This window comes from Neptunomonas sp. (assembly GCF_016744175.1).
Taxonomy (GTDB): Bacteria; Pseudomonadota; Gammaproteobacteria; order Pseudomonadales; family Balneatricaceae; genus Neptunomonas.
Window position 1 is genome coordinate 1 of record NZ_JADGEV010000017.1, and the last position, 20,211, is coordinate 20,211.

A 20,211-nucleotide genomic window follows, 5' to 3' on the forward strand; every position below is an offset into this window, starting at 1 on the left:
GATTTTACATGAAGAGCATTTGCCGCCTAACATTAAGTAACTTAAAACAGGGATGTTTTCGTACCATCTTATTTTATGCTGACAGGAAGGGCAGGTTGAATCAGGTTTAGATAAATTAAAGGGCTCGATAGTGCTTGTGTTTTCATCTATGTTGTCTTCGTGATCCGGCTCATCTTCGGTGGCTTCACGTATGCTTTGTTGCCATTCACGTTCCATCATTACGGGGATTCGGTAGATAACTACATTAAGAAAACTGCCGACGAGCAAAGAAAAAATAAAGGTGAGCACGGCTGCATACAAGGGTTCAGCACTAAGGAAACTAATTAGCGGAGTCATCTGTGAAAATTACTCAAGGTAGTGTTTGTTAAAAGCCTATAGTGCCGCTAGGGCAGTGTATAGGCTCTACATATGAGAAAGGTTTGAAAGCTTAGCTAATCTATACAACATTACCTAACTGGAATATTGGTAAGTACATGGCAATAACCAAACCGCCGACTAAAACACCCAAGACCGCCATGATCATGGGCTCCATTAAACTAGACATATTATCCACTGCGTTATCTACCTCCTCTTCGTAAAAGTCTGCTACTTTTCCGAGCATCATATCTAAAGAACCTGCTTCTTCCCCAATAGCAATCATTTGTATTGCCATATTTGGGAAGATCCCGGTCATATTGACTGCATTTTGTAGTGACTGCCCAGTAGATACACCATTACGAATTTGAATAATAGCAGTGCGGTAAACAACGTTACCAGAGGCTCCAGAAGCAGAGTCTAGAGCGTTCACTAAAGGTACGCCGGCTGCAAATGTTGTTGCTAAGGTACGTGAAAATCGAGCGATGGCTGCTTTATGTAGAATTTCACCTAGCACGGGGATTTTTAGCACTGTTCTGTCGATGAAGTCAGCAAATTTTTGTGATTTTTCTTTCACTTTAATGAAAATGAAGCCTAAAAGAATTATGCCGATGAGCGCTATAAACCAGTAGGCTTGGGCAAATTCGGAAATTTCTAGTACAAATTGTGTGAAGGCAGGTAGTTCTGCCCCGAAGCTTGAGAAAACACTTTCAAATTGAGGAACTACTTTTACTAGTAAGATAGCAGAAACAATGATACCTACTACCAATACTGCAGCAGGGTAAGTCATGGCTTTTTTGATTTTCTTCTTCAATGATTCTACTTTTTCTTTGTAGGTCGCGATACGGTCAAGCATTGTCTCCAAGGCACCGGATTGCTCGCCTGCACCGACCAAACTGCAATATAGGTCATCGAAGTATTTCGGGTGTTCCTTCAAAGAGGCTGCGAAGTCTTGGCCTCCATTAACAGAAGAACGTATATCATGTATAAGTTCTTTTACCTTAGTTTTTTCTACTCCGTTGGCAACAATATCCATGCCTTGAATCAGAGGCACACCTGCTCTCATCATTGTGGCAATTTGGCGTGTGAAGTAAGCAATATCCAATGGCTTTATAGGTTTGTTTTTGTCACCAAAAAATGAAATTGAGGATTCTTTAGATAGCTTTTTTGGCAAAATTCCTTGTTTGCGAAGTAAAGCTTTTGCTGTAGCTACATCAGTGGCATCTATTTTTCCTTTGCTAATATTTCCGCTTTTATCTTTACCTTGCCAGCTATAAGTTGCTGGTTTTTTTTGTTTTGCTGCCATATTGATTGTTCTCTTAAAAAACTATCGGGTTAAATCGTATCAAATCTTAATAACACGATTCATTTCTTCAAGACTAGTGAGGCCCTGAGCAACCTTGTCTAGCCCTGTTTGGCGAAGTGGTCTGAATCCTTGATCACGAGCAATACGGATTATATCTATAGAAGAGCCGTTGTTCATGATGACTTCAGCTATTTCAGGCGTCATAGGTAGCATTTCATAGATTCCTACGCGGCCCTTATATCCGCGTGTACATTTAGAGCAGCCTTCGGGATTGGCTTCATATAACTCAATATTGTGGATTTGTTCAGGAGAGAAGCCTTCTTCTATTAATGCAGTTTCTGGAACGGATGCTTGTTTTTTGCAAGGCTCACACAAGCGCCGTGCTAAACGTTGCGCAATAATTAAGCTAACAGAGGTTGCAATATTAAAGGAAGCCACTCCCATGTTTCGTAAACGTGTTAGCGTTTCTGGGGCGCTATTAGTGTGCAACGTCGATAAGACCATATGGCCTGTTTGGGCTGCTTTGATGGCTATTTCTGCAGTTTCTAAATCTCGGATCTCACCCACCATGACTACATCAGGGTCTTGTCGAAGGAAAGAGCGTAACGCTTCAGCAAAATTCAGGCCTACTTTTGCATTAACGTGTACCTGGTTAATTCCTTCAAGGTTTATTTCTACTGGGTCTTCCGCGGTAGATATATTGAGTTCAGGTGTGTTGAGAATGTTTAATCCGGTATAAAGGGTTACCGTTTTACCACTACCCGTAGGCCCAGTTACCAAAATCATACCTTGTGGTTTATGTAAGGTACTCATGTATAAATCGTTCTGAACTTGGCTAAAGCCTAAAGCATCAACGCCCATTTTTGCGCTGGAGGGGTCTAGTATACGTAGTACTATTTTCTCGCCCCATAGCGTGGGTAAGGTATTGACACGAAAATCGATCGCTCTGTTTTTAGATATCTTCATTTTAATACGCCCATCTTGGGGCATGCGTCGTTCAGAAATATCCATTTGAGACATGACCTTCAAACGGGCTGATAAGCGCTTAGAAAGGTTATTAGGTGGTTTAGCAATTTCTTGTAAAATCCCATCTATTCGGCTGCGAATCCTATAAACTTTTTCATAGGGTTCAAAGTGAATGTCTGATGCGCCTTTTTTGATGCAGTCGAGTAAAATTTTATTAACAAAGCGAACAATGGGGGCATCTTTAGAGGCGTCTTCGCTTGTTTGCTCTTCCTCTTCTGGTTTATTAGTACCGTCATCAATTTCTAGAGAGTCTAAATCTGTATCATCTAGCTCTTCTAAGGCGGTATCTTGGCCCTCAAGAAAAGACTCAATGTATTGCTTGAGTTTATCCTCTTCAACAATAATGCCTTCAGTGGTGATTCCTGTGTGAAATTTAAATTCGTCTAGTGCTTGAATGTTAGTCGGGTCAGCTAATGCAACGTAGAGGCGGTTATCACGTTTAACCAAGGGGAGCGCATGGTGTTTTGAAATTAATTTATCAGCAACTAAACCCTGGGGAATAGATTCAGCGTTAACACAGTTCAGATCTAGTAAAGGTAAACCGAACTCATCAGAGGCGGCAGTCGCTGCTCGATGGGCGGTTACTAAGCGCTCGTCAATAATGTGACTGATAAAAGGCTTTTGAGAAGCCCTTGCCTTTTCTATAGCATTACGAGCAACATCTGCTGAAAAAACACCGTCTTTAACAAGTCGTCTTGCTAAGCCACTTAAGGGTTGTTGAACTTGCATGCGCGCTCCTTTGTGCTACTAATATGTCTAGATCCATTTGTGAACATTATTATATAAGAGAAGACCATAGTTTACTCTCAATTTAAATGTAAGCTTGTTCACAAGTCATTCATAATTATAGGCTAAAATCTGGCCTGCAAAAATATAAACTAGGAGACTGGCTTTCTAAGGATAGAAATCGTTATTTTATTATAATATTTTTTCTTGTCTCTGTGGAAAATACCAAAAGCTAGTCTACACTGGTCAGTAAGTACTACCGACATAAGGGAATACGGATTTACCAATTTTAAAATTTTAATTTGTTTTAAAAATCGCTGGAGAAGCAAAACATGAGAAACATGAGAAACATGAAACAACAAGGCTTTACATTAATCGAGCTAATGATTGTAGTTGCGATTATTGGTATTTTGGCAGCGATTGCATTGCCTGCTTATCAAGATTATACCGCTCGAGCACGTTTAACAGAGGCTGTAGTCTACGGTGGTACTTTAAAAGGTACTGTAGGAGAGTGCTTAATATCTGCACCTGGTACCGTTGTCCAGAAAGTAGCTGCGTGTGATACCCTTGCAGAGGTTGGTCTTCCTGCAACTTTAGGTGTTGCGGGTTCAAATCCTATTCCAATGGTGGATTCAGTCGCTATTACCGTTGCTGGTACGCTTGTACAAGTTGATATGACTCCTGAATGGATTCTTGCTGGTGCAAACGATGTCGCAACACCTGCAGCTTTGCTTCGATTGACAGGTACTGCAAATATTAATGGCAGTGTAACGTGGATATGTGGTGTACAGACTTCTGTAGATGCAAATACTTCTAAGTATGTACCTCAAGAATGTAGAGGTAATCCTTTCTAAATAGTATATAGTATGAAAAAAAGAGGCTTCGGCCTCTTTTTTGTTTTCTAGGTTTATTCAACGTATGATTAGGTTTTATTAAAGTTGGACCAGACGAACCGAATTATGAAACGCACAATAATTATCCTTCTTATCGCTGCTTGTGTAGCTATTACTCTTTATATTAATCAGACGACAAAGCTTCTCCCTCCTGAGGTTAAAGCAAAGATTGAGCAGACTTTACTGAGTGACCCATTATTTCCTGCGCGCCCGGTGTGGTGGAGTGATGATAAAATTTTAGCATTGGGTGTTGTACCCGAAAAGCTGAATGGAGATGCGGCGGCTCAAAAGGCATGTGAATTATTGATGAATCAATCTTTGCCTGTTTCGGGTTTAGTGATCGAAATCTATGATGTAATCAAGATTCAAAAAGCAGATGACTGGAGTTTGCTGGGTTCTGCTGCCTGTAAATAAATAACGTTAATGATGTGTTAATAGCCCTTTCCATCAAGGCAAGGGCTATTAATAGTAAGCAAGATAAGGTATCAGATAAGTCGCATTGATAAATCAACCGCGCGACAATGCTTTGTTAATGCCCCTATTGATATATAATCAACGCCTGTTTTGGCTATAGAGAGCAAGGTTTCATCTGTGATATTTCCTGATGCTTCTAATTTTGCTTGAGAGGCTTTAGGTAGTGCTTGGTTGATAGCAACTGCTTCACGCATTTCATCTTCAGTGAAGTTGTCGAGCATGACTATATCGGCTTTTGCTGTCAGTGCCGTCTGCAGTTGTTGTATTGTTTCGACTTCGACTTCGACTGGCTTTCCTGGGGCTGTAGACTGTGCAGTTTCAATCGCTTGCGAAATTCCTCCGCACGCCATGATGTGATTCTCTTTAATTAAAAAAGCATCATAAAGCCCAATTCTATGGTTGTAACAGCCGCCACATGTCACGGCATATTTTTGTGCCATGCGTAAACCGGGTATTGTTTTGCGTGTATCAAGCAGGCGAACAGCCGTGCTGGCCACTTTATCTGCATAATATTGGCTAATAGTGGCCGTACCAGAAAGTGTTTGTAAAAAATTGAGGGCACAACGTTCTGCTGTAAGCAGTGAGCGGGCAGGGCCTTTTGCAGTAAAGAGTACTTGGTCTGCTTTTACCTGGTCGCCGTCTTTTATCTGCCATTGGATGAGCATGTTTGGGTCTACTTGGCGAAAAACTTCATTGACCCACTCAACGCCACTGATAACGGCCACTTCTCGCGAAATAACCCGGGCAGTCGCGTGCTCATTTTGAGGGATAAGTAGGGCCGTAATATCGCCATCACCAACATCTTCTGCCAATGCTGCAGTAACGTTGGCGTGTATAATTGGTTTTAGGTCAGTAATAGTCAACATAGGTATCCGGCCTTATTTGAATAGTGCATTGAATAAAGAATGGGCTAAATGGATGCATAAACAATACATGTTAGTATGCGTTAAATTATGGTTGTGACGATTTTAGCCCAATACTATCGAGTCGAGTAGGTTAAGTGCAGAAAACAGGTTATAAAATTATAGATGGGCGTTTAAGTGGTGCTAAATGGTGCCCTTCCCCCAATTACAATGAGCGTGGGTTAGGTGTTTCTGTTGATTTGCTGGTGATTCATAATATCAGTTTGCCTCCTGCGCAGTTTTCTAACGGCTACATTGAGGCATTTTTTCAAAACCGCTTACCTGTGGATGACCATCCTTATTTTGCTGAGATCTCTGAACTAACGGTATCGGCTCATCTTTTGATTGCCCGTGACGGTAAAGCAGTACAGTTTGTGAATTTTAACGATAGAGCGTGGCATGCAGGAGTCTCCTGCTTTGATGGGCGTGAAAACTGTAATGACTTTTCGATTGGCGTTGAGGTGGAAGGAACGGATGATATCCCATACACGTATCAGCAATATCATACGCTTGCTGCCATTACGCATGCTTTTTTAAAGGCGTATCCTACACTTGATGCACGCTCGATAACGGGTCACTCTTCTATTGCACCTGGCCGAAAGACTGACCCTGGTGAATCCTTTAATTGGCCTTTTTTTAGGCAGCTTCTAGATAAATTATAAATGCAGTCTGTATATTAATTAGATTCAATATAAAGAAAAAACTTCATATGTATTCTATTCTTCATTATATGCATCAGTGAAGGATGGGCTTGATATGGGCCTGAAGCCAAGAATTAATAAACACTCTGTTTATGTGAAATGCCTTTTATATACGTGTTTCATGGGTATGCTAACACCCGCTGAGGCGAGCACTGAGGGCGCGCAAGCGGAGTTTAAGCACCTTGTTGATCAAGTATCAATTTTTCCCGTCGTAAACCAAAAAGATGCAGTTAATATTGCTGTCGTTTACCCAGGCTTGCAAGCATCAGATTATTGGCAGAGAAGTATATTTGCATTAAGAGGAAGGCTTGATGATTTAGGTATCAAGTATAAACTTGATATTCGATTTTCTCAGCCGCATATTCAACAGGATCTTCAAGAAGCTCATATTATAGAGATGCTTGAACGTGATCCGGACTATCTTGTTTATACCATTGATTCACTTCGTCAGCAGCGGATGGTAGAGGCATTACTGCAACGAAAAAAACCCAAGTTAATTATTCAAAATCTCACTCGACCAATAGCTGATTGGTATGATACTCAGCCGTTGATATATATCGGGTTTGATCATGTGGAGGGGGCTCGTAAATTAGCACATTACTTTCGAGAGCGTTTTCCTAAAGGTTCAGAGTATGGGGTTGTTTTTTGGGGGGCGGGGGTTGTTAGTGACCAAAGAGGGTTAACTTTTGAGAGAGCTGTTAATAATTTTCATCATCTTAAAGCAAGTTTTTATGCTACTAGTCGAGAAGAAGCAAGGCGCTCAGCTTTGCTCATGCTTAAAGATAATCTTGAATTGAAATATATTTATGCATGCGCTACTGACGCCGCTTTGGGAGTGGTTGATGCGCTTCAGGAGTTAGGGCGATTTGATGTAGAGGTTAATGGTTGGGGCGGTGGGCAAGCAGAGCTTGATGCTTTTCAAAAGGGAATGTTAGACGTTGTGCTCATGCGGGTGAACGACCAAAATGGTATAGCCATGGCTGAGGCGATCAGGTTAGATTTGTTAAATAAACCTGTCCCAAGTATTTATTCTGGTGACTTTAGGGTACTTATTAAAGGAATGGAGCCCCGTGTGATTAACCACTACATCAAAGATGCTTTTATTTATTCAGGATATAGCCGCAAATGATTTTGCGGTTTCGTACGCTGACGTTTTTACTTATTTTGATTACCTTATCGGGTTTCCTCACTGTTTTTGCTTTTAATGCTTACCATGCCACTGAGAAGTTACTAAAAGAAGAGGCTTTAGTTTCTTTATCTCAGAGTTCTGGTGCTATTCGCCATGAACTTAACACATACTTGAGATTGGTTGACCAAGAACTTCATAGCTTGAAATCTGTAGAAGGTTTACAGACCGCAATGGCGCATGGAGGAGAGCTTTCATTGCAGCAGTTGATCATGGAAAGTGATCGTTCTATTTCTAAGCGTCGTTTTCAGTTTGTCATATTAAGTTCACTAAATAACAGTCGTTGTTATCTTATTAAAAGCCGTTTGATAAGTATTGGTAATAATGTATGTCGCGAAGTTTATCGACAGTATACGCAAGGGATGAGCAAAGAGTGGAATGTTTTTCGTACTGAGGAGGACGTATTATTAGCAAAAGATTATCTAGTTACCGACAGTGACAAAAAAGTTATTGGCCGGATGGTGGGAGGAATTAAATTATCAAACAATACCCTTTTATTAAGTCAGTTAGTTAACAGGGCGGTAGTAGATCTGGATAGTGCGGTATTAACGCTTTCAGGTGTAACAGTAAATCATTACTCCACTTTGAATAAGGCTGATGCGTCTAAAAAAGAATGGTTGCAAGGCCGCTCACTAGAAAAATATACCAGTGACTTTAGTCAGTTCGGTGAAGGTCTAGAGCTAACGTTAACGGCTTCTCAGGATAATACGCGATCCTTAGCCATTCAGTTTATCAAGTTGTTGGGCATTGGGGCTCTCGTTGGTTTAATAGTGAGTGCGGCTGTTGCTGCATTATTATCGGCAGCACTGGATAAGCAGTTGCAAAATTTAGTGATATATATTCGTAACCTAGTAAAAGATGGTGAAGGTGAGGAGTGGAGTCAGGGGACTATTCATGAGTTTAATCGGATAGGTGAAGAAATTGATTTCATTGTAAAAGAGCTATTTGAAAATAGGCTTGAGCTTAAAGGGACCAATGCGAGACTTGAGCAAACGTTAATGGAAAAACGCACTATTCTTTATCAACTAATACAAAATCAAGAGCAAGAAAGGAGTCATTTAGCGCAGGAACTTCATGATGAGCTAGGACAGTTATTGACCGCCGTTAGGGTGGAGACTGTTTTGTTAGAGCACCAGCTTCCTCAAGGTAGTCGATCTTTAGAACATAGTACGAAAATTAAGCAGCTAGTCTCAGATATGTATGCCACCGTTTATGATCGAATTATGTCACTCAGGCCTGTTGAGCTTGATGGGCTTGGACTGAGTCAGTCTATACAACAAATATCTACGTTGAGTAGCTTGAGGCAGACGGGAGTGAAAATTGCTCTGGATATTGAAGAGGTTAACGTGCCTCCCGGTGCCGATATTCACTTGTATCGAATTGCACAAGAAGCTCTGACTAATATTATGAAACATGCGCTGGCCACTGAAGTAGCCATCTCTTTGTACAGTGATGAAAATAAAATTGTGCTGAGTATTATCGATAATGGGCAAGGGTTAGAGCAGTCAGGAGGGAGTCTCAAAAAACATGAGGGCTTTGGGTTGCTTGGGATGAAAGAGAGGTGTGAGTATATCGGTGCTGAACTATCAATTGCTTCTGAAGAGGGGGTTAGTTTAAGGGTGGTTGTGCCTTTAAGTGATGAGTTGGTGTAAATATTGGGGTGATTTTCGTTGGTTGTTTTTTGATCTATAGCAACACGATACCTGTGAAAAAGCTCTATGATGGCTATCTAATATAAGGCTTCTCTGGTGATGAGAGGTCTTTTTTGCCAGTGGTGTTTAATATGATTTTTGTGATATGAAAATTCATAATGCGTTATTTTTTTAGGTGTAGTAATGGATTTTGAGTTCCTTATTTCTGCGCTAGGTGAGTCTGGCACTAATGCTTTCGGCGGTTTGTTGCTGGGGTGTTTATTTGGTTTTTTCGCACAGAAAAGTCGATTTTGTTTGCGTGCTGCTGTTGTTGAGTTCGCTCGGGGCCGTATTGGTGAAAAAGTAGCAATTTGGTTACTTACGTTTTCCGCTGCAGTCGGAGGCACGCAGATTCTTATCACGCTAGGTGAGTTAGATATCACTGACTCGCGGATGCTAGCAAGTTATGGGAGCTTGTCTGGGGCGGTTGTGGGTGGCGTAATGTTTGGTGCGGGTATGATTTTAGCGCGAGGGTGCGGCTCTCGTTTGTTGGTATTAGCAGCGACAGGGAATTTAAGGGCTTTGTTTTCGGGGTTATTATTTGCAGCAGTGGCACAGGCTTCGTTAAAAGGAGTACTGGCTCCTGTGCGAGATAATATTGCCGGTGCTTGGCTGCTGCATAATGATGGAGGCCTAGAGTTAATTTCATTTCTTGGTTGGGGCTCTTATACAGGGATTTATCTGGGTGTCGTATGCATGATGGTTGCTATTTTCTACGGTATCAAAAACAACCTCACTGCATGGGCGTGGGTTGGTTCAGTCGGAGTTGGGGCTATGGTGGTTGGGGGATGGTGGTTTACCTATCATTTGTCATATCAAACATTCGATCCCACTCAAGTTGAAAGCATGACCTTTACCGGCCCATCTGCTGATACTCTTATGTATCTACTTACACCCGATAATGTTGCTTTGGATTTTGACGTTGGGTTGGTGCCTGGCGTGTTCTTAGGGGCTTTTGTGGCTGCTCTGTTCTCTCGCGAATTGAAGCTGCAGGGATTTCAAGAAGGGCGTAGTATGATTCGCTATATCGCAGGTGCCTCTTTTATGGGGATGGGGGGGATGCTGGCGGGTGGGTGTGCTGTGGGTGCAGGCCTAACAGGAGGATCTGCTTTTTCGATAACGGCTTGGGTGGCTTTGGCGGCTATGTGGGCTGGTGCCGCGTCGACTGATGCCGCTGTGGATCGTGATTGGAGTTTGGCAAAGGGCGTTTGAATCCCTACCGCTGAGAAAAATAATAGTAGAGTGTTAGTGTTGCTAAAGTGAAAGAAGTCAGTTTGTATTAAGTTGGATAAATTAATACTAAGACCGCACATCAAGGATGATGGAAACTGTATGCGTAGAATATTTGTGATATTAGTACTGCTTGTTGCCAGTCAGGCGCATGCACTGAGACTGCCGAATGGACAATTATTATCTTCTGGTGATGATTTGTCTAAAGTCTACGAACATCTTGGTAAGCCGATTACAAAATATAAAGCTAGAACCCGATGTGGGTCAGGACGCACCTGTTCTGTCACACGTATGGTGTATCGTTTTGATGGTCGTAAATGGTTTGTTGATGTTAAAAGAGGGCTGGTTATCAATATTGAGTGGACGTATAGATAATAAGCCACTTCATTTAATAATGGATGGCTCACTATTGCTCTGCTTGTTAGGCTAACTCCTCAAAATTTTATTCAGCATTGTCTTTTCTGATAAAATTATTTGCTCGACTACGCTATGTTGAGTGAAATTTTGGTAGAACCGAGCTAGTTTTGGCCATTTCTCTTTCGAAACAGACTCGTTCGCATGCTCATAGGAAATGAGTTGGCTGGCGATACTAATATCTGCGAGTGTTATTTCATCATTAATAAAAAACAAACCATTCAACTGCGACTCTAAATAGTCGAAAAGGGGAGGGAGTTTGTTATTTACTGCGTCGAGAACAGCCCCTTCATCAGTAGGTTTTCCTGATATTCGATTTAGTATTCTTTGGCTAAATACGGTGAAAGTGGTGAGTGCTGAGAGCTCATAGTCAGCGTATTTTTCAAGCCATTCGCAGTGAGCTCTTAAAAATAGATCGTTTGGTATCAGCTGCTTATTTGCGTAGTGGGCGTCTAAAAAGTGCGAAATTACTGCAGAATCTGCAAAAACATGCTCCCCCAATGTGAGTGCTGGTACTCTCCTTAGTGGGTTCAGGCTCTTATACTCTTCAGGAGTGGCGTAAGGAATAATCATTTTCGAATCGTAGCTAACTTCTTTTAACTCAAGCAGTAATCTTACTTTACGCACAAAAGGAGAAAGTGGTGCTCCGTAGAGTAAAGGTTTCATAAATGAGCTCCTTATTAAACTATCATATGAAGGTATTGTTATAATAAGGGAAAACCCTCTTTATGCTAGTGTAAAATTTATTTTTGTCCTGCTTACTGGTCATCGAGCTTAATCTTCCTCTACTGAAGGATTGGAAAGTGCTTCTATGTGGTTATTTAATTCAAATACTTGTCTGTCATTTTTTTGTGAGTAATGCATGTTATCAAGAGAGTTTAAGCAGTTTTTGTATTGAGGTATCGAGACTTTAGCCCCTTTCGTTTGTTCGCACTCTATCGCATCAAATAGCATGCGGTCTATGCTGGCTTGGGCGTGGCAATACTGAAGATGTGAAAGAAGATCATTAATCGTTTGAGATTGAGGGCTGCTTTTTTTTAGCATTTGTAACCATTGGGAAAGCTCTTGGGCTGCAGTCATTGTTTTTTGAGCTTCACGTTGGTCACTCAGAAGTGTTAGCGAGCCAGATGGGTATGTATTATCAACCGAGAATTCTGATGAATTTTGCAGGCTTTGCTGGGCTGCTTTTTGAAATGATGAGTTGTTATCTAAGAGAAGTATTTTTTTCCATTGAGAATGCAGATGATGACTTATAAAGTGATTAAGTTGTTCTGGTATAACCCTATTAGGTAATGTGTCGTAGAGCCGTTCTACATTTCGTATGTTATTTCGAATCGCTTGTATACGTGCGCGCTTTTGTTGGCGTTGGTTTTCAATGCTCTGAACAATGTAGGCCAAGCTTATCAAAACACCAACCACAATAATGATAGTAATGGCTGTTCCAGTAGAAGACATAAGTGTGTAACTTCCTAAATAATAAAGTAATTGATTTTATAGGAAAATCATTTTAAAAAACGCTTGACGAAATGTCACCCCAAGCATAATATACGCCCCGCATTTGAGGTAAAGCTTTAAGTGTTTTAGCGTCCCATTCGTCTAGTGGTCTAGGACACCGCCCTTTCACGGCGGTAACAGGGGTTCGAACCCCCTATGGGACGCCAATTATTTTAGTATATGTAAATATCTAAAATATTGTTGCGGGAATAGCTCAGTTGGTAGAGCACGACCTTGCCAAGGTCGGGGTCGCGAGTTCGAATCTCGTTTCCCGCTCCAAAGTTGTAAAAGCATTTTCAAATGCTTATGATATGTCCCATTCGTCTAGTGGTCTAGGACACCGCCCTTTCACGGCGGTAACAGGGGTTCGAACCCCCTATGGGACGCCACCAACTTTCTTCACAGAAAGAATCAGCGGGAATAGCTCAGTTGGTAGAGCACGACCTTGCCAAGGTCGGGGTCGCGAGTTCGAATCTCGTTTCCCGCTCCAAAAATCTCATCCTTCATCTATACTTGTTCATATCCTTGAAATTTATCTATTAAAGTCGCTTGTAGTCTTTATTGGTATCAAGATGGAGCAAGTGTACAGTTCATGAAAAGTCTCATTTGGGGCCTCCTTGGATTTTTAGCTTTTTTCTCTTTGAATGTAAAAGCTGAAAACATGTGTTCATCCGTTTCTACTTCCGCGATATCAGGCAGTTTGTTTGATTCGGGAGGGAGTGGTGGCAGCTATTCTAGCAGAGAGGATTGTTCCTTTTTGATTCAATCTGCAGGCGCTACCAGTGTTACCTTGACGTTTACTACCTTCTCTCTTGAGACAAATTATGACTACGTCTATTTGTATGATGGTATTAATACGTCGTCGCCTCAGATAGCTCGTTTAACAGGGTCAACCGGTGGCGTTTATACAGCTAATTCCGGAACTATGCTGGTGCGCTTTACGAGTGATGGTTCTGTCGTGGATAGAGGGTTTTCAGCAACCTGGACAGCAGCAACGAGTAATTGTGCAGCACAAAGTGTGGCTGATAGCTTCTCGAGTGTTTCTTACAGTCAAAATAGTGGTAGTTCAGATTGGAGCGGTGACTGGACTGAAGTTGGTGAATCGGATGGTGCTGGTGCAGGTATCGCCAGGGTGCGTAGTGATTTATGTACTAGCGGAAATTGCTTACGTTTGGGTGTGCCGTCCGGTAATAGAGCACAAACCTTTAGCGATCGTGGTGTTTATAGAGAAGCAGACCTAAGTGGCGTTACTAGCGCAACACTATCGTTTGTTTACCGTAGAGGCAGATCTCAAGGTAGTCAAACCGTTGTGCTCTCAGTTTCCAAAAATGGCGGCAGTAGTTGGACAGATGTACAAAGTTATCTCATCAACAGCAGTAATACTTCCGCTGTGTCGGCTTCTTTCGATATTTCAGCTTACGCGGCAAGCAATACACAAATACGTTTTTTAGCATCAGGCAGTAATGCGGTTATTGGCATGTATATTGACGATATCAATATACGTTATCAGCCTACATGTACGCCTGTAGTGCAAGCTACGTGGTATTTTGATGAGGTTGACTGGGCTGGGACTGCGAACGAAGTGCTGGATTCCTCTGGAAATGGCTATCACGGTGTTGCAAGTAAGCCGATGTTGAATTCGGCGGATGGTGTTGTCTGCAAGGCTGCCGATTTTCGTGAAGATGGTACGCGTGATTATGTTTCTTTAAACAGCTCTGCGCTTAGCGGCCTTAATGACTTTTCTGTTTCTGTGTGGGGGAAGTTGGATTCCTCGCGTAGTGGCGCTCAAACTATTTTTTCTGCCGCGTCTAGTTCGCACACAAATGGTGTACTGATGTACTTCAGTAGCACAACTAGTCTGCAACTTCATTTTCTCAATACGATCGTGGCTACCTATTCGTTGGCGGCAATTAGTGATAATCGCTGGCATCATTACGTATGGACGCGTAATGAAGGACAGCACTGCCTGTTTGTGGATGGTGTGAGTCAGGGGTGCAAAACGGGTACCTATACGGGTGTAGTGTCAGTATCTTCTGGTGGGTTGATTGTTGGTCAAGAGCAAGATTCTGTGGGGGGAGGGTTTGTTGCTACTCAGGACTGGGAAGGGTTGGTTGATGAGCCTCTAATCTTTAGTGGCGAGCTCTCAGCCTCAGATGTGCGCTCTATTTATGCTCATCAATTAGCAGGTGAGAACTGGGATGGTACTGTACGAGCTTGTTTAGATGTGTTGCCAGTGCCGCGAGCTGAGTGGCATCTTGATGAAATGAGGTGGTCCGCAACTGCGGATGAAATCAAAGATTACAGCGGCAATGATTTTCATAGCGTTGCTAGTGAAGCTATGGATACCAACGTTGATGGAGTGGTTTGCCGTGCTATAGATTTTTCGGTTAAAGATAGAGTGACTACTGATTTTATTTCTTTAGATTCGGCTGCATTTGATGGCTTAAATGAGTTTTCTTTCTCTGTGTGGGGAAGGTCTTCAGAAGCAGGGAATCAGGCGTTATTATCGGGTTTTGGGCCTGATCATGGCAATGAGTTGTTGCTCTGGTTTGATCGTAGTGACTATTTCCAGCCATTAGTAAAAAATGATTCTTTCAGTATTGGTTCTAATGGATTTTCCGTCTCAAACTTTGCCAGTGCAGCTAATAGGGATGAGTGGCACCATTTTGTCTATACGCGTAAAGCGGATAAGAATTGTTTGTATATTGATGCTGTGCTGCAAGGGTGTAAATCTAGTGTAGCAACGGGACCTTTACGTCTCTCTCCTGGGAGCGTGATTATAGGGCAGGAACAGGACTCTTTTGGTGGTGGATTTGATATCTCTCAGGATTGGGATGGCTGGATTGATGAGCCAACTATCTTTGAAGTTGAGCTTGGCCCAGTGCAAGTGTCGGTTATCTATGCAAACCAAAAAGCAGGCAAAAATTATGACGGCTCGGATCGGCACTGCGAGCTACCTCTCCCTGCCGTTAATTATCGGTTTGATAGTTGCGATTGGGTAGATGGTCAAAATGTAATAGACAGTGGGCCGAATAGGTTAGATGCATATGCGGTAAATGGTGTGCTCTCTACTATTGATGGGCAAATATGCGGGCTGGCCCAGTTTGACAGTGTTGATGATTACGTAAGATTGCCTGACAATAATTTTGTTGACTTGCCGGCTGCTATGACAGCTATGGCTTGGGTTAGGCCGAATAGTACGCCTACAGAATTAAAGAGTGCCATAACAAAAAATACTAATTATAAAATTCATATTGATAGAAATCGTCAAGTATTTTGGGAGTGGGTTGACTCTAATAATGTAGCGCATAGTTTTGCGTCTGGAAGCACTATTAGTGTGGGGCAATGGCAGCATGTAGCTGTTACCTATAGAGATGGACGTCAAGTAATGTATATCAATGGGCGTGAAGTAGCTCGTCAAACTCATACAGGCCAACTGATAACCAACAGTGCTGACCTGCAGGTAGGGCAAGATCAAGGTGTGGCAGCAAGATTTTTTGATGGTGACATAGATGAAATGAAGATTTTTGATGTTGCCCTAACGCCTTTTGAGATTGAGGATATAGTCGCTAATGAAGCAACCGGTAGAAATTATGACGGCGCATTGCGCCCGTGTGATTGCACTGAACCTGAGTTGATTGACCATTACGAAATCATTCATGATCAATCGATGGTGAGCTGTTTAGTGGAGGAGATTACATTCACGGCACATGATGATGCAGATTTGGCCGTTGATGCAAAAGATGCGTTGCTGCAGATATCAACTTCTACCTCGAAAGGGGAATGGCTCTCAGTGGTTTTGGGTGCCGGTACATTGGTTGACTTGGGTGGAGGGCGGGCAACGTATCAGTTCCCGGATAATGGTGAAACGAGTGTTACGTTGCGTTTTTCTTATCCTGATCTAGCTATAGATCCTGAGTTAGTTAATTTTAATGTATCAGATGGCGTTTCTTCAGACAAAGGGGCGGCATCTCATCTTGAGGATAGAAATATCTCTGTCTCTGATTCAGGCTTGGTTTTCACAGTGCCAGATACCGAGTCGTGTAAGCCATCAGTGGAGGTTCTTGTTAGTGCGGTGAAGAAGTCTGATAACTCACCAAGTTGTGAGAGTGCGGTAGTGGGTGATAAGTTGGTTGGTTTCTATAGCCAGTATGTGGCACCTACGGCTAGTTCTAATGCTAGTGTCTTGCTCATGTCTTCGAATGGTACTGATTACCCATTAGCATTAAGTGCGCCAGGGACCCAGGTATCTATGTCTTTTAATGCTCAGGGCCAAGCTCGAATGAAGGTGGCGTACCCAGATGCAGGTATGGTTGGTTTGCATGCTTCTTTGGAAGTAGGTAAGAAAACGCTATTAGGGTCAGATACTTTTGTTATGTACCCCTCTACACTGCATGTTGTGGCAGAGCAACCTAGTGGGGCGTTGTTAGATAATAGTAATGTGTCCGGGGGGGCGGTATGGGCGGCAGCTAACCCTTTTACTCTTCGTGTTGAGGGGCAGTGTGAAAATGGTACGGTTACGGCTAACTATCAGCCATCCAATGCTGAGCTGGGGTCTGTTTTGCAAATGCCGACTGTGTCTGTTGGAGGGGTAGGCGGAGCTTTAGCGACAGTGGCGGGGGTGTTGACGTTAAATGACTCGCTGAATTGGCTTAATATTTCAACAGGCTTTAGTGCTGGCGTTTTTGAAGATTCAGCCGCTGCTTATTCGGAAGTCGGTGTTATAGAGGTACGTGCCCGGGATGCGGATTATTATGGGCATAATTTAGATGAAAAAATAATCTCTGTCGGCCGTTTTGTGCCAGGCTATCTGGATGTAGCTGCTAACACCCCTGAATGGGGTACGCATTGTTCTTCAGATATCTTTTCGTATATGGATGAGCCGATTGGCTATCAAACGTTACCTGAACTTTCAATCACAGCCTACAACGCTGTGGGTGATCGGGTGTATAACTACGGAGCGGGGCTTTGGAAGCTGTCTGCGCAGCGGCCTCGTTCCTATTCTGATAAAAGCGGTACTGTTTCGGCAATATTTGCGAGCACGATTAACTCTGGAACTGATACTTGGAGTGGCTCCGAAGCTGATTATAATGGTGAGGCTGTTAATACATTAGGACGGGATTCAATCCTATATCAACGCCGCGGCATTGAAGCGCCATTTGAGGGGCTTGTTGATCTGACTTTTACTGCAGCAGGCCTGAGTGATGATGATGGCGTGTGCTATCGTGATGATACAGATGGTGATGGAAATTGGCTTGAAGAGAGTTGTAAGGATTTTACTATTGATAGTATTTCTGCAAAAGAGATACGTTTTGGGCGGCTTAATGTCGTTAATGCATTTGGTCCAGAAACAGAGAGTATCTCCCTGCCTTGGCGGGTGGAATACTATGACGGTAATCGTTTTGTACTGAATGAAATGGATAGCTGCAGTGTCTGGCTTGAGTCTGACGTGTCTTATACAGATACTGACGGGGTGTTGTTTTCGTCTGGCTTGATAGGGCCAGCTTATGCTTTTTCAGCCACAGACTTTCGCGTGAACATGGGTGATGCGGGGGTTGTGTTGAGCGCTCCGGGGGCTGGAAACCGAGGTGTTGTTAACGTGACGGTGGACTTAAATCGTGTTCCTTATTTAAAGTTTGACTGGAATGGTATTGATGATAATGGGGATGGAGATAGTTTTGACGATGATCCTAATGCAAATATAGTTTTCGGCCAATACAGAAGTAACGATAAAATAATATTTCAGCGTCAATGGTAATATTTATCCTTGACATAGGTCCTTGGAATCAATAAGATTTGCGCCTCTTTGAAGAGCCTTGCTCTCATCGAAATAGTCCCATTCGTCTAGTGGTCTAGGACACCGCCCTTTCACGGCGGTAACAGGGGTTCGAACCCCCTATGGGACGCCAATCATTTTAGCGTATGTGAATATCTAAAGTGATGTTGCGGGAATAGCTCAGTTGGTAGAGCACGACCTTGCCAAGGTCGGGGTCGCGAGTTCGAATCTCGTTTCCCGCTCCAAATTTTTTAGTATGTCCCATTCGTCTAGTGGTCTAGGACACCGCCCTTTCACGGCGGTAACAGGGGTTCGAACCCCCTATGGGACGCCACTTTTTTTTATCCTAAAATTACCTATAGATTCTCTGATTTTTTATATATAATCAGTCGCTTATGCTATTTATTGTCGCTTTACGAGGGACCGTAGTGACGCGGAATCTACTAAAATCTCTAATTGTGATCCTATTTCTTTTGTCTCCTATTGCTGAGGCAGAAATAGTTATTGCCCATCCTGATGTTCCTATCTCAAGTCTATCGCAACAAGATCTGCGTTCCATATTCACTATGCGTACTTCGCGATGGCCGAATCAAAAACCGGTATATGTTTTTGTGCTTGCAGATAAAGAGCCTCTTCATCGCTCTTTTGTGAAATCAAAGCTTGGTATGTTTCCTTACCAACTGAGAATGATTTGGGATCGTTCTGTTTTCAGTGGTGCAGGTTTTCCACCCATCTTAGTGCCTTCTACTCAAGCAATGCTGTTGCGTGTTCAGAATACTAAAGGAGCTGTGGGGTACATGGATGATAGTGGTTATCCTATTCTGACAGGAGTTAAAATAATTGAAATACAGTAAGTTACTCTCTTTATATTGCTGCTTGTTTTTTTCTACGGCCTTACTGGCAGAAGATAGTATCTCTGAGTGGTATTGGGGCGGGTTTATTACTCAAGGTCTTGCTTCAAGTGATCATAATAATTTTGCTGGAAAAAGTAGCGAAGGGATTAGCGCTGATTTGCGAGAAGTGGCCTTTTATGCAACATGGAGAGCAGCAGACCTGGTGCATTTTTCCGGTCAATTGATGTCGAGAAAATTTGGCGAAGTGGATGATGGGAATCTCCAATTTGACTATTTGCTCGTTGATTTTGGTTTGTCTCCTAGTGTTTCTAGCGAGTATGGAATACGGATTGGCAGAGTGAAATTGCCCTATGGTTTTTATAATGAGACGAGGGATGTATCTTTTACAAGGCCCTCTATAGCGCTTCCTCAATCTATTTACTTCAACACAACAAGAGAGCTTCAATTGTCTTCTGATGGAGCCATTGTTTATGGACATCTTCCTCTAGGGGATATGCGACTAGATATAGACTTTCTTGTTGGGGCTCCAAGAGAGAGTGTGAACAATGAATATGGTTACTTCAGAGCAAACTATTCAGGTAGGTTTGAAGATGACCTCGGTATCATGTCTCGTGTCTCTTTATCTGATGGCGCCGATATATGGAAAATTGGTCTAACTCTGGGGCAGTTTGATTTAACATATATTCCTGGTCCTTTAGGTGAGCTAGGACTTAAAGAAGGGGGGCTAAATCTTGAGGTTGCTATTTTTGGCGGGCAATACAATACTGAGAAATGGTCATTTACTTCAGAGTATATGTACATTCAAGTTGATCGAACTGACCTAGGGGGCGTTTTTGAGTTTAACGGCAAAAGCACCTCTGAATCATATTACCTGCAAACAGAGTATCGTTTTGCTAAAGATTGGGACCTCTTGCTCCGCTATGATGTGTTTTATCTCAACAAAAAGGATCGAAATGGTTCCATTACTGAGCAGCGTTCAGGCAGGCCTGCTTTTTCCCAGTGGTCAAAAGATGTTACATTGGGAGCTGGCTGGCAGGCTACACCAAATATTAGCTTTCGTGCTGAATGGCATCATGTTCAAGGGACGGCTTGGTTAGCTGTTCAGGATAATCTAGATGCAGGAAGCCTGAAGAAAGATTGGAATCTTTACCTTTTACAAGCAGCGTATCGATTTTAAGGAAGGA

The 20,211-nt window shown here is 42.6% G+C and carries 16 protein-coding genes and 7 tRNA genes; 17 read left to right on the forward strand and 6 right to left on the reverse strand.

Features of this window, described 5'->3' with window-relative positions:
* From QZZ55_RS09670 to pilB, 3 genes are all read right to left on the reverse strand, one after another.
* A partial coding sequence (locus tag QZZ55_RS09670) for a prepilin peptidase (protein WP_293267123.1) occupies positions 1-336 on the reverse strand: 336 nt, incomplete at its 3' end.
* Positions 337-436: 100 nt separating this feature from the next.
* A complete protein-coding gene (locus QZZ55_RS09675) occupies positions 437-1,660 on the reverse strand; it encodes a type II secretion system F family protein (RefSeq protein WP_293267124.1) in 1,224 nt (407 codons plus the stop codon).
* Between the two features lie 39 nt (positions 1,661-1,699).
* Positions 1,700-3,415 carry a type IV-A pilus assembly ATPase PilB gene (gene pilB / locus QZZ55_RS09680; RefSeq protein WP_293267125.1) on the reverse strand — a complete coding sequence of 572 codons (1,716 nt, stop codon included), beginning with the start codon at positions 3,413-3,415 and terminating at the stop codon, positions 1,700-1,702.
* 329 nt (positions 3,416-3,744) lie between these two features.
* Here pilB and QZZ55_RS09685 point away from each other — a divergent pair, with 329 nt between their 5' ends.
* Both QZZ55_RS09685 and QZZ55_RS09690 read left to right on the forward strand, forming a co-directional pair.
* Positions 3,745-4,266, forward strand: a complete 522-nt coding sequence (locus tag QZZ55_RS09685; RefSeq protein WP_293267126.1) for a prepilin-type N-terminal cleavage/methylation domain-containing protein — start codon at positions 3,745-3,747, stop codon at positions 4,264-4,266.
* 105 nt (positions 4,267-4,371) lie between these two features.
* On the forward strand, positions 4,372-4,719 hold the full coding sequence (locus tag QZZ55_RS09690) for a hypothetical protein (protein ID WP_293267127.1): 348 nt from the start codon (positions 4,372-4,374) through the stop codon (positions 4,717-4,719).
* A gap of 71 nt (positions 4,720-4,790) precedes the next feature.
* On the opposite strand, the gene nadC is transcribed toward QZZ55_RS09690, so the two are convergent.
* The gene (gene nadC / locus QZZ55_RS09695; protein ID WP_293267128.1) at positions 4,791-5,645 is read right to left on the reverse strand and encodes a carboxylating nicotinate-nucleotide diphosphorylase; all 855 of its coding nucleotides are present in this window, start codon (positions 5,643-5,645) and stop codon (positions 4,791-4,793) included.
* Between the two features lie 134 nt (positions 5,646-5,779).
* Between nadC and ampD the strand changes: the two genes are divergently transcribed.
* The 5 genes from ampD to QZZ55_RS09720 all read left to right on the forward strand — a co-directional run bounded on the left by ampD (position 5,780) and on the right by QZZ55_RS09720 (position 10,864).
* On the forward strand, positions 5,780-6,343 hold the full coding sequence (gene ampD, locus QZZ55_RS09700) for a 1,6-anhydro-N-acetylmuramyl-L-alanine amidase AmpD (RefSeq protein ID WP_293267129.1): 564 nt from the start codon (positions 5,780-5,782) through the stop codon (positions 6,341-6,343).
* A gap of 94 nt (positions 6,344-6,437) precedes the next feature.
* Positions 6,438-7,511, forward strand: coding sequence for a substrate-binding domain-containing protein (locus tag QZZ55_RS09705; protein WP_293267130.1), 1,074 nt, complete (start codon positions 6,438-6,440; stop codon positions 7,509-7,511).
* On the forward strand, positions 7,508-9,220 hold the full coding sequence (locus tag QZZ55_RS09710; RefSeq protein ID WP_293267131.1) for an ATP-binding protein: 1,713 nt from the start codon (positions 7,508-7,510) through the stop codon (positions 9,218-9,220). Before QZZ55_RS09705 ends, QZZ55_RS09710 begins: the two co-directional genes overlap by 4 nt.
* Before the next feature lie 183 nt (positions 9,221-9,403).
* Positions 9,404-10,471, forward strand: coding sequence for a YeeE/YedE family protein (locus QZZ55_RS09715; protein WP_293267132.1), 1,068 nt, complete (start codon positions 9,404-9,406; stop codon positions 10,469-10,471).
* 120 nt (positions 10,472-10,591) lie between these two features.
* Positions 10,592-10,864, forward strand: a complete 273-nt coding sequence (locus QZZ55_RS09720; protein WP_293267133.1) for a hypothetical protein — start codon at positions 10,592-10,594, stop codon at positions 10,862-10,864.
* 51 nt (positions 10,865-10,915) lie between these two features.
* Here the strand turns inward: QZZ55_RS09720 and QZZ55_RS09725 are convergent, their stop codons facing one another.
* Complete coding sequence (locus QZZ55_RS09725) at positions 10,916-11,569, reverse strand: glutathione S-transferase family protein (RefSeq protein ID WP_293267134.1); 654 nt, start codon at positions 11,567-11,569, stop codon at positions 10,916-10,918.
* Between the two features lie 108 nt (positions 11,570-11,677).
* The gene (locus QZZ55_RS09730) at positions 11,678-12,358 is read right to left on the reverse strand and encodes a hypothetical protein (protein WP_293267135.1); all 681 of its coding nucleotides are present in this window, start codon (positions 12,356-12,358) and stop codon (positions 11,678-11,680) included.
* Positions 12,359-12,488: 130 nt separating this feature from the next.
* Between QZZ55_RS09730 and QZZ55_RS09735 the strand changes: the two genes are divergently transcribed.
* From QZZ55_RS09735 to QZZ55_RS09780, 10 genes are all read left to right on the forward strand, one after another.
* Positions 12,489-12,564: transfer RNA gene (locus QZZ55_RS09735), tRNA-Glu, on the forward strand.
* Between the two features lie 36 nt (positions 12,565-12,600).
* Positions 12,601-12,676: transfer RNA gene (locus QZZ55_RS09740), tRNA-Gly, on the forward strand.
* A 34-nt stretch (positions 12,677-12,710) separates the two neighbouring features.
* A tRNA-Glu gene (locus tag QZZ55_RS09745) sits at positions 12,711-12,786 on the forward strand.
* A 25-nt stretch (positions 12,787-12,811) separates the two neighbouring features.
* Positions 12,812-12,887: transfer RNA gene (locus tag QZZ55_RS09750), tRNA-Gly, on the forward strand.
* Between the two features lie 102 nt (positions 12,888-12,989).
* Positions 12,990-18,155, forward strand: coding sequence for a DUF6701 domain-containing protein (locus QZZ55_RS09755; protein ID WP_293267136.1), 5,166 nt, complete (start codon positions 12,990-12,992; stop codon positions 18,153-18,155).
* A 75-nt stretch (positions 18,156-18,230) separates the two neighbouring features.
* A tRNA-Glu gene (locus tag QZZ55_RS09760) sits at positions 18,231-18,306 on the forward strand.
* Positions 18,307-18,342: 36 nt separating this feature from the next.
* Positions 18,343-18,418 (forward strand) — tRNA-Gly (locus tag QZZ55_RS09765).
* 13 nt (positions 18,419-18,431) lie between these two features.
* Positions 18,432-18,507: transfer RNA gene (locus QZZ55_RS09770), tRNA-Glu, on the forward strand.
* Positions 18,508-18,601: 94 nt separating this feature from the next.
* Positions 18,602-19,027, forward strand: coding sequence for a hypothetical protein (locus QZZ55_RS09775; RefSeq protein WP_293267137.1), 426 nt, complete (start codon positions 18,602-18,604; stop codon positions 19,025-19,027).
* Positions 19,014-20,204 carry a hypothetical protein gene (locus QZZ55_RS09780; protein WP_293267138.1) on the forward strand — a complete coding sequence of 397 codons (1,191 nt, stop codon included), beginning with the start codon at positions 19,014-19,016 and terminating at the stop codon, positions 20,202-20,204. Before QZZ55_RS09775 ends, QZZ55_RS09780 begins: the two co-directional genes overlap by 14 nt.
* The last annotated feature ends 7 nt before the right edge of the window (positions 20,205-20,211 follow it).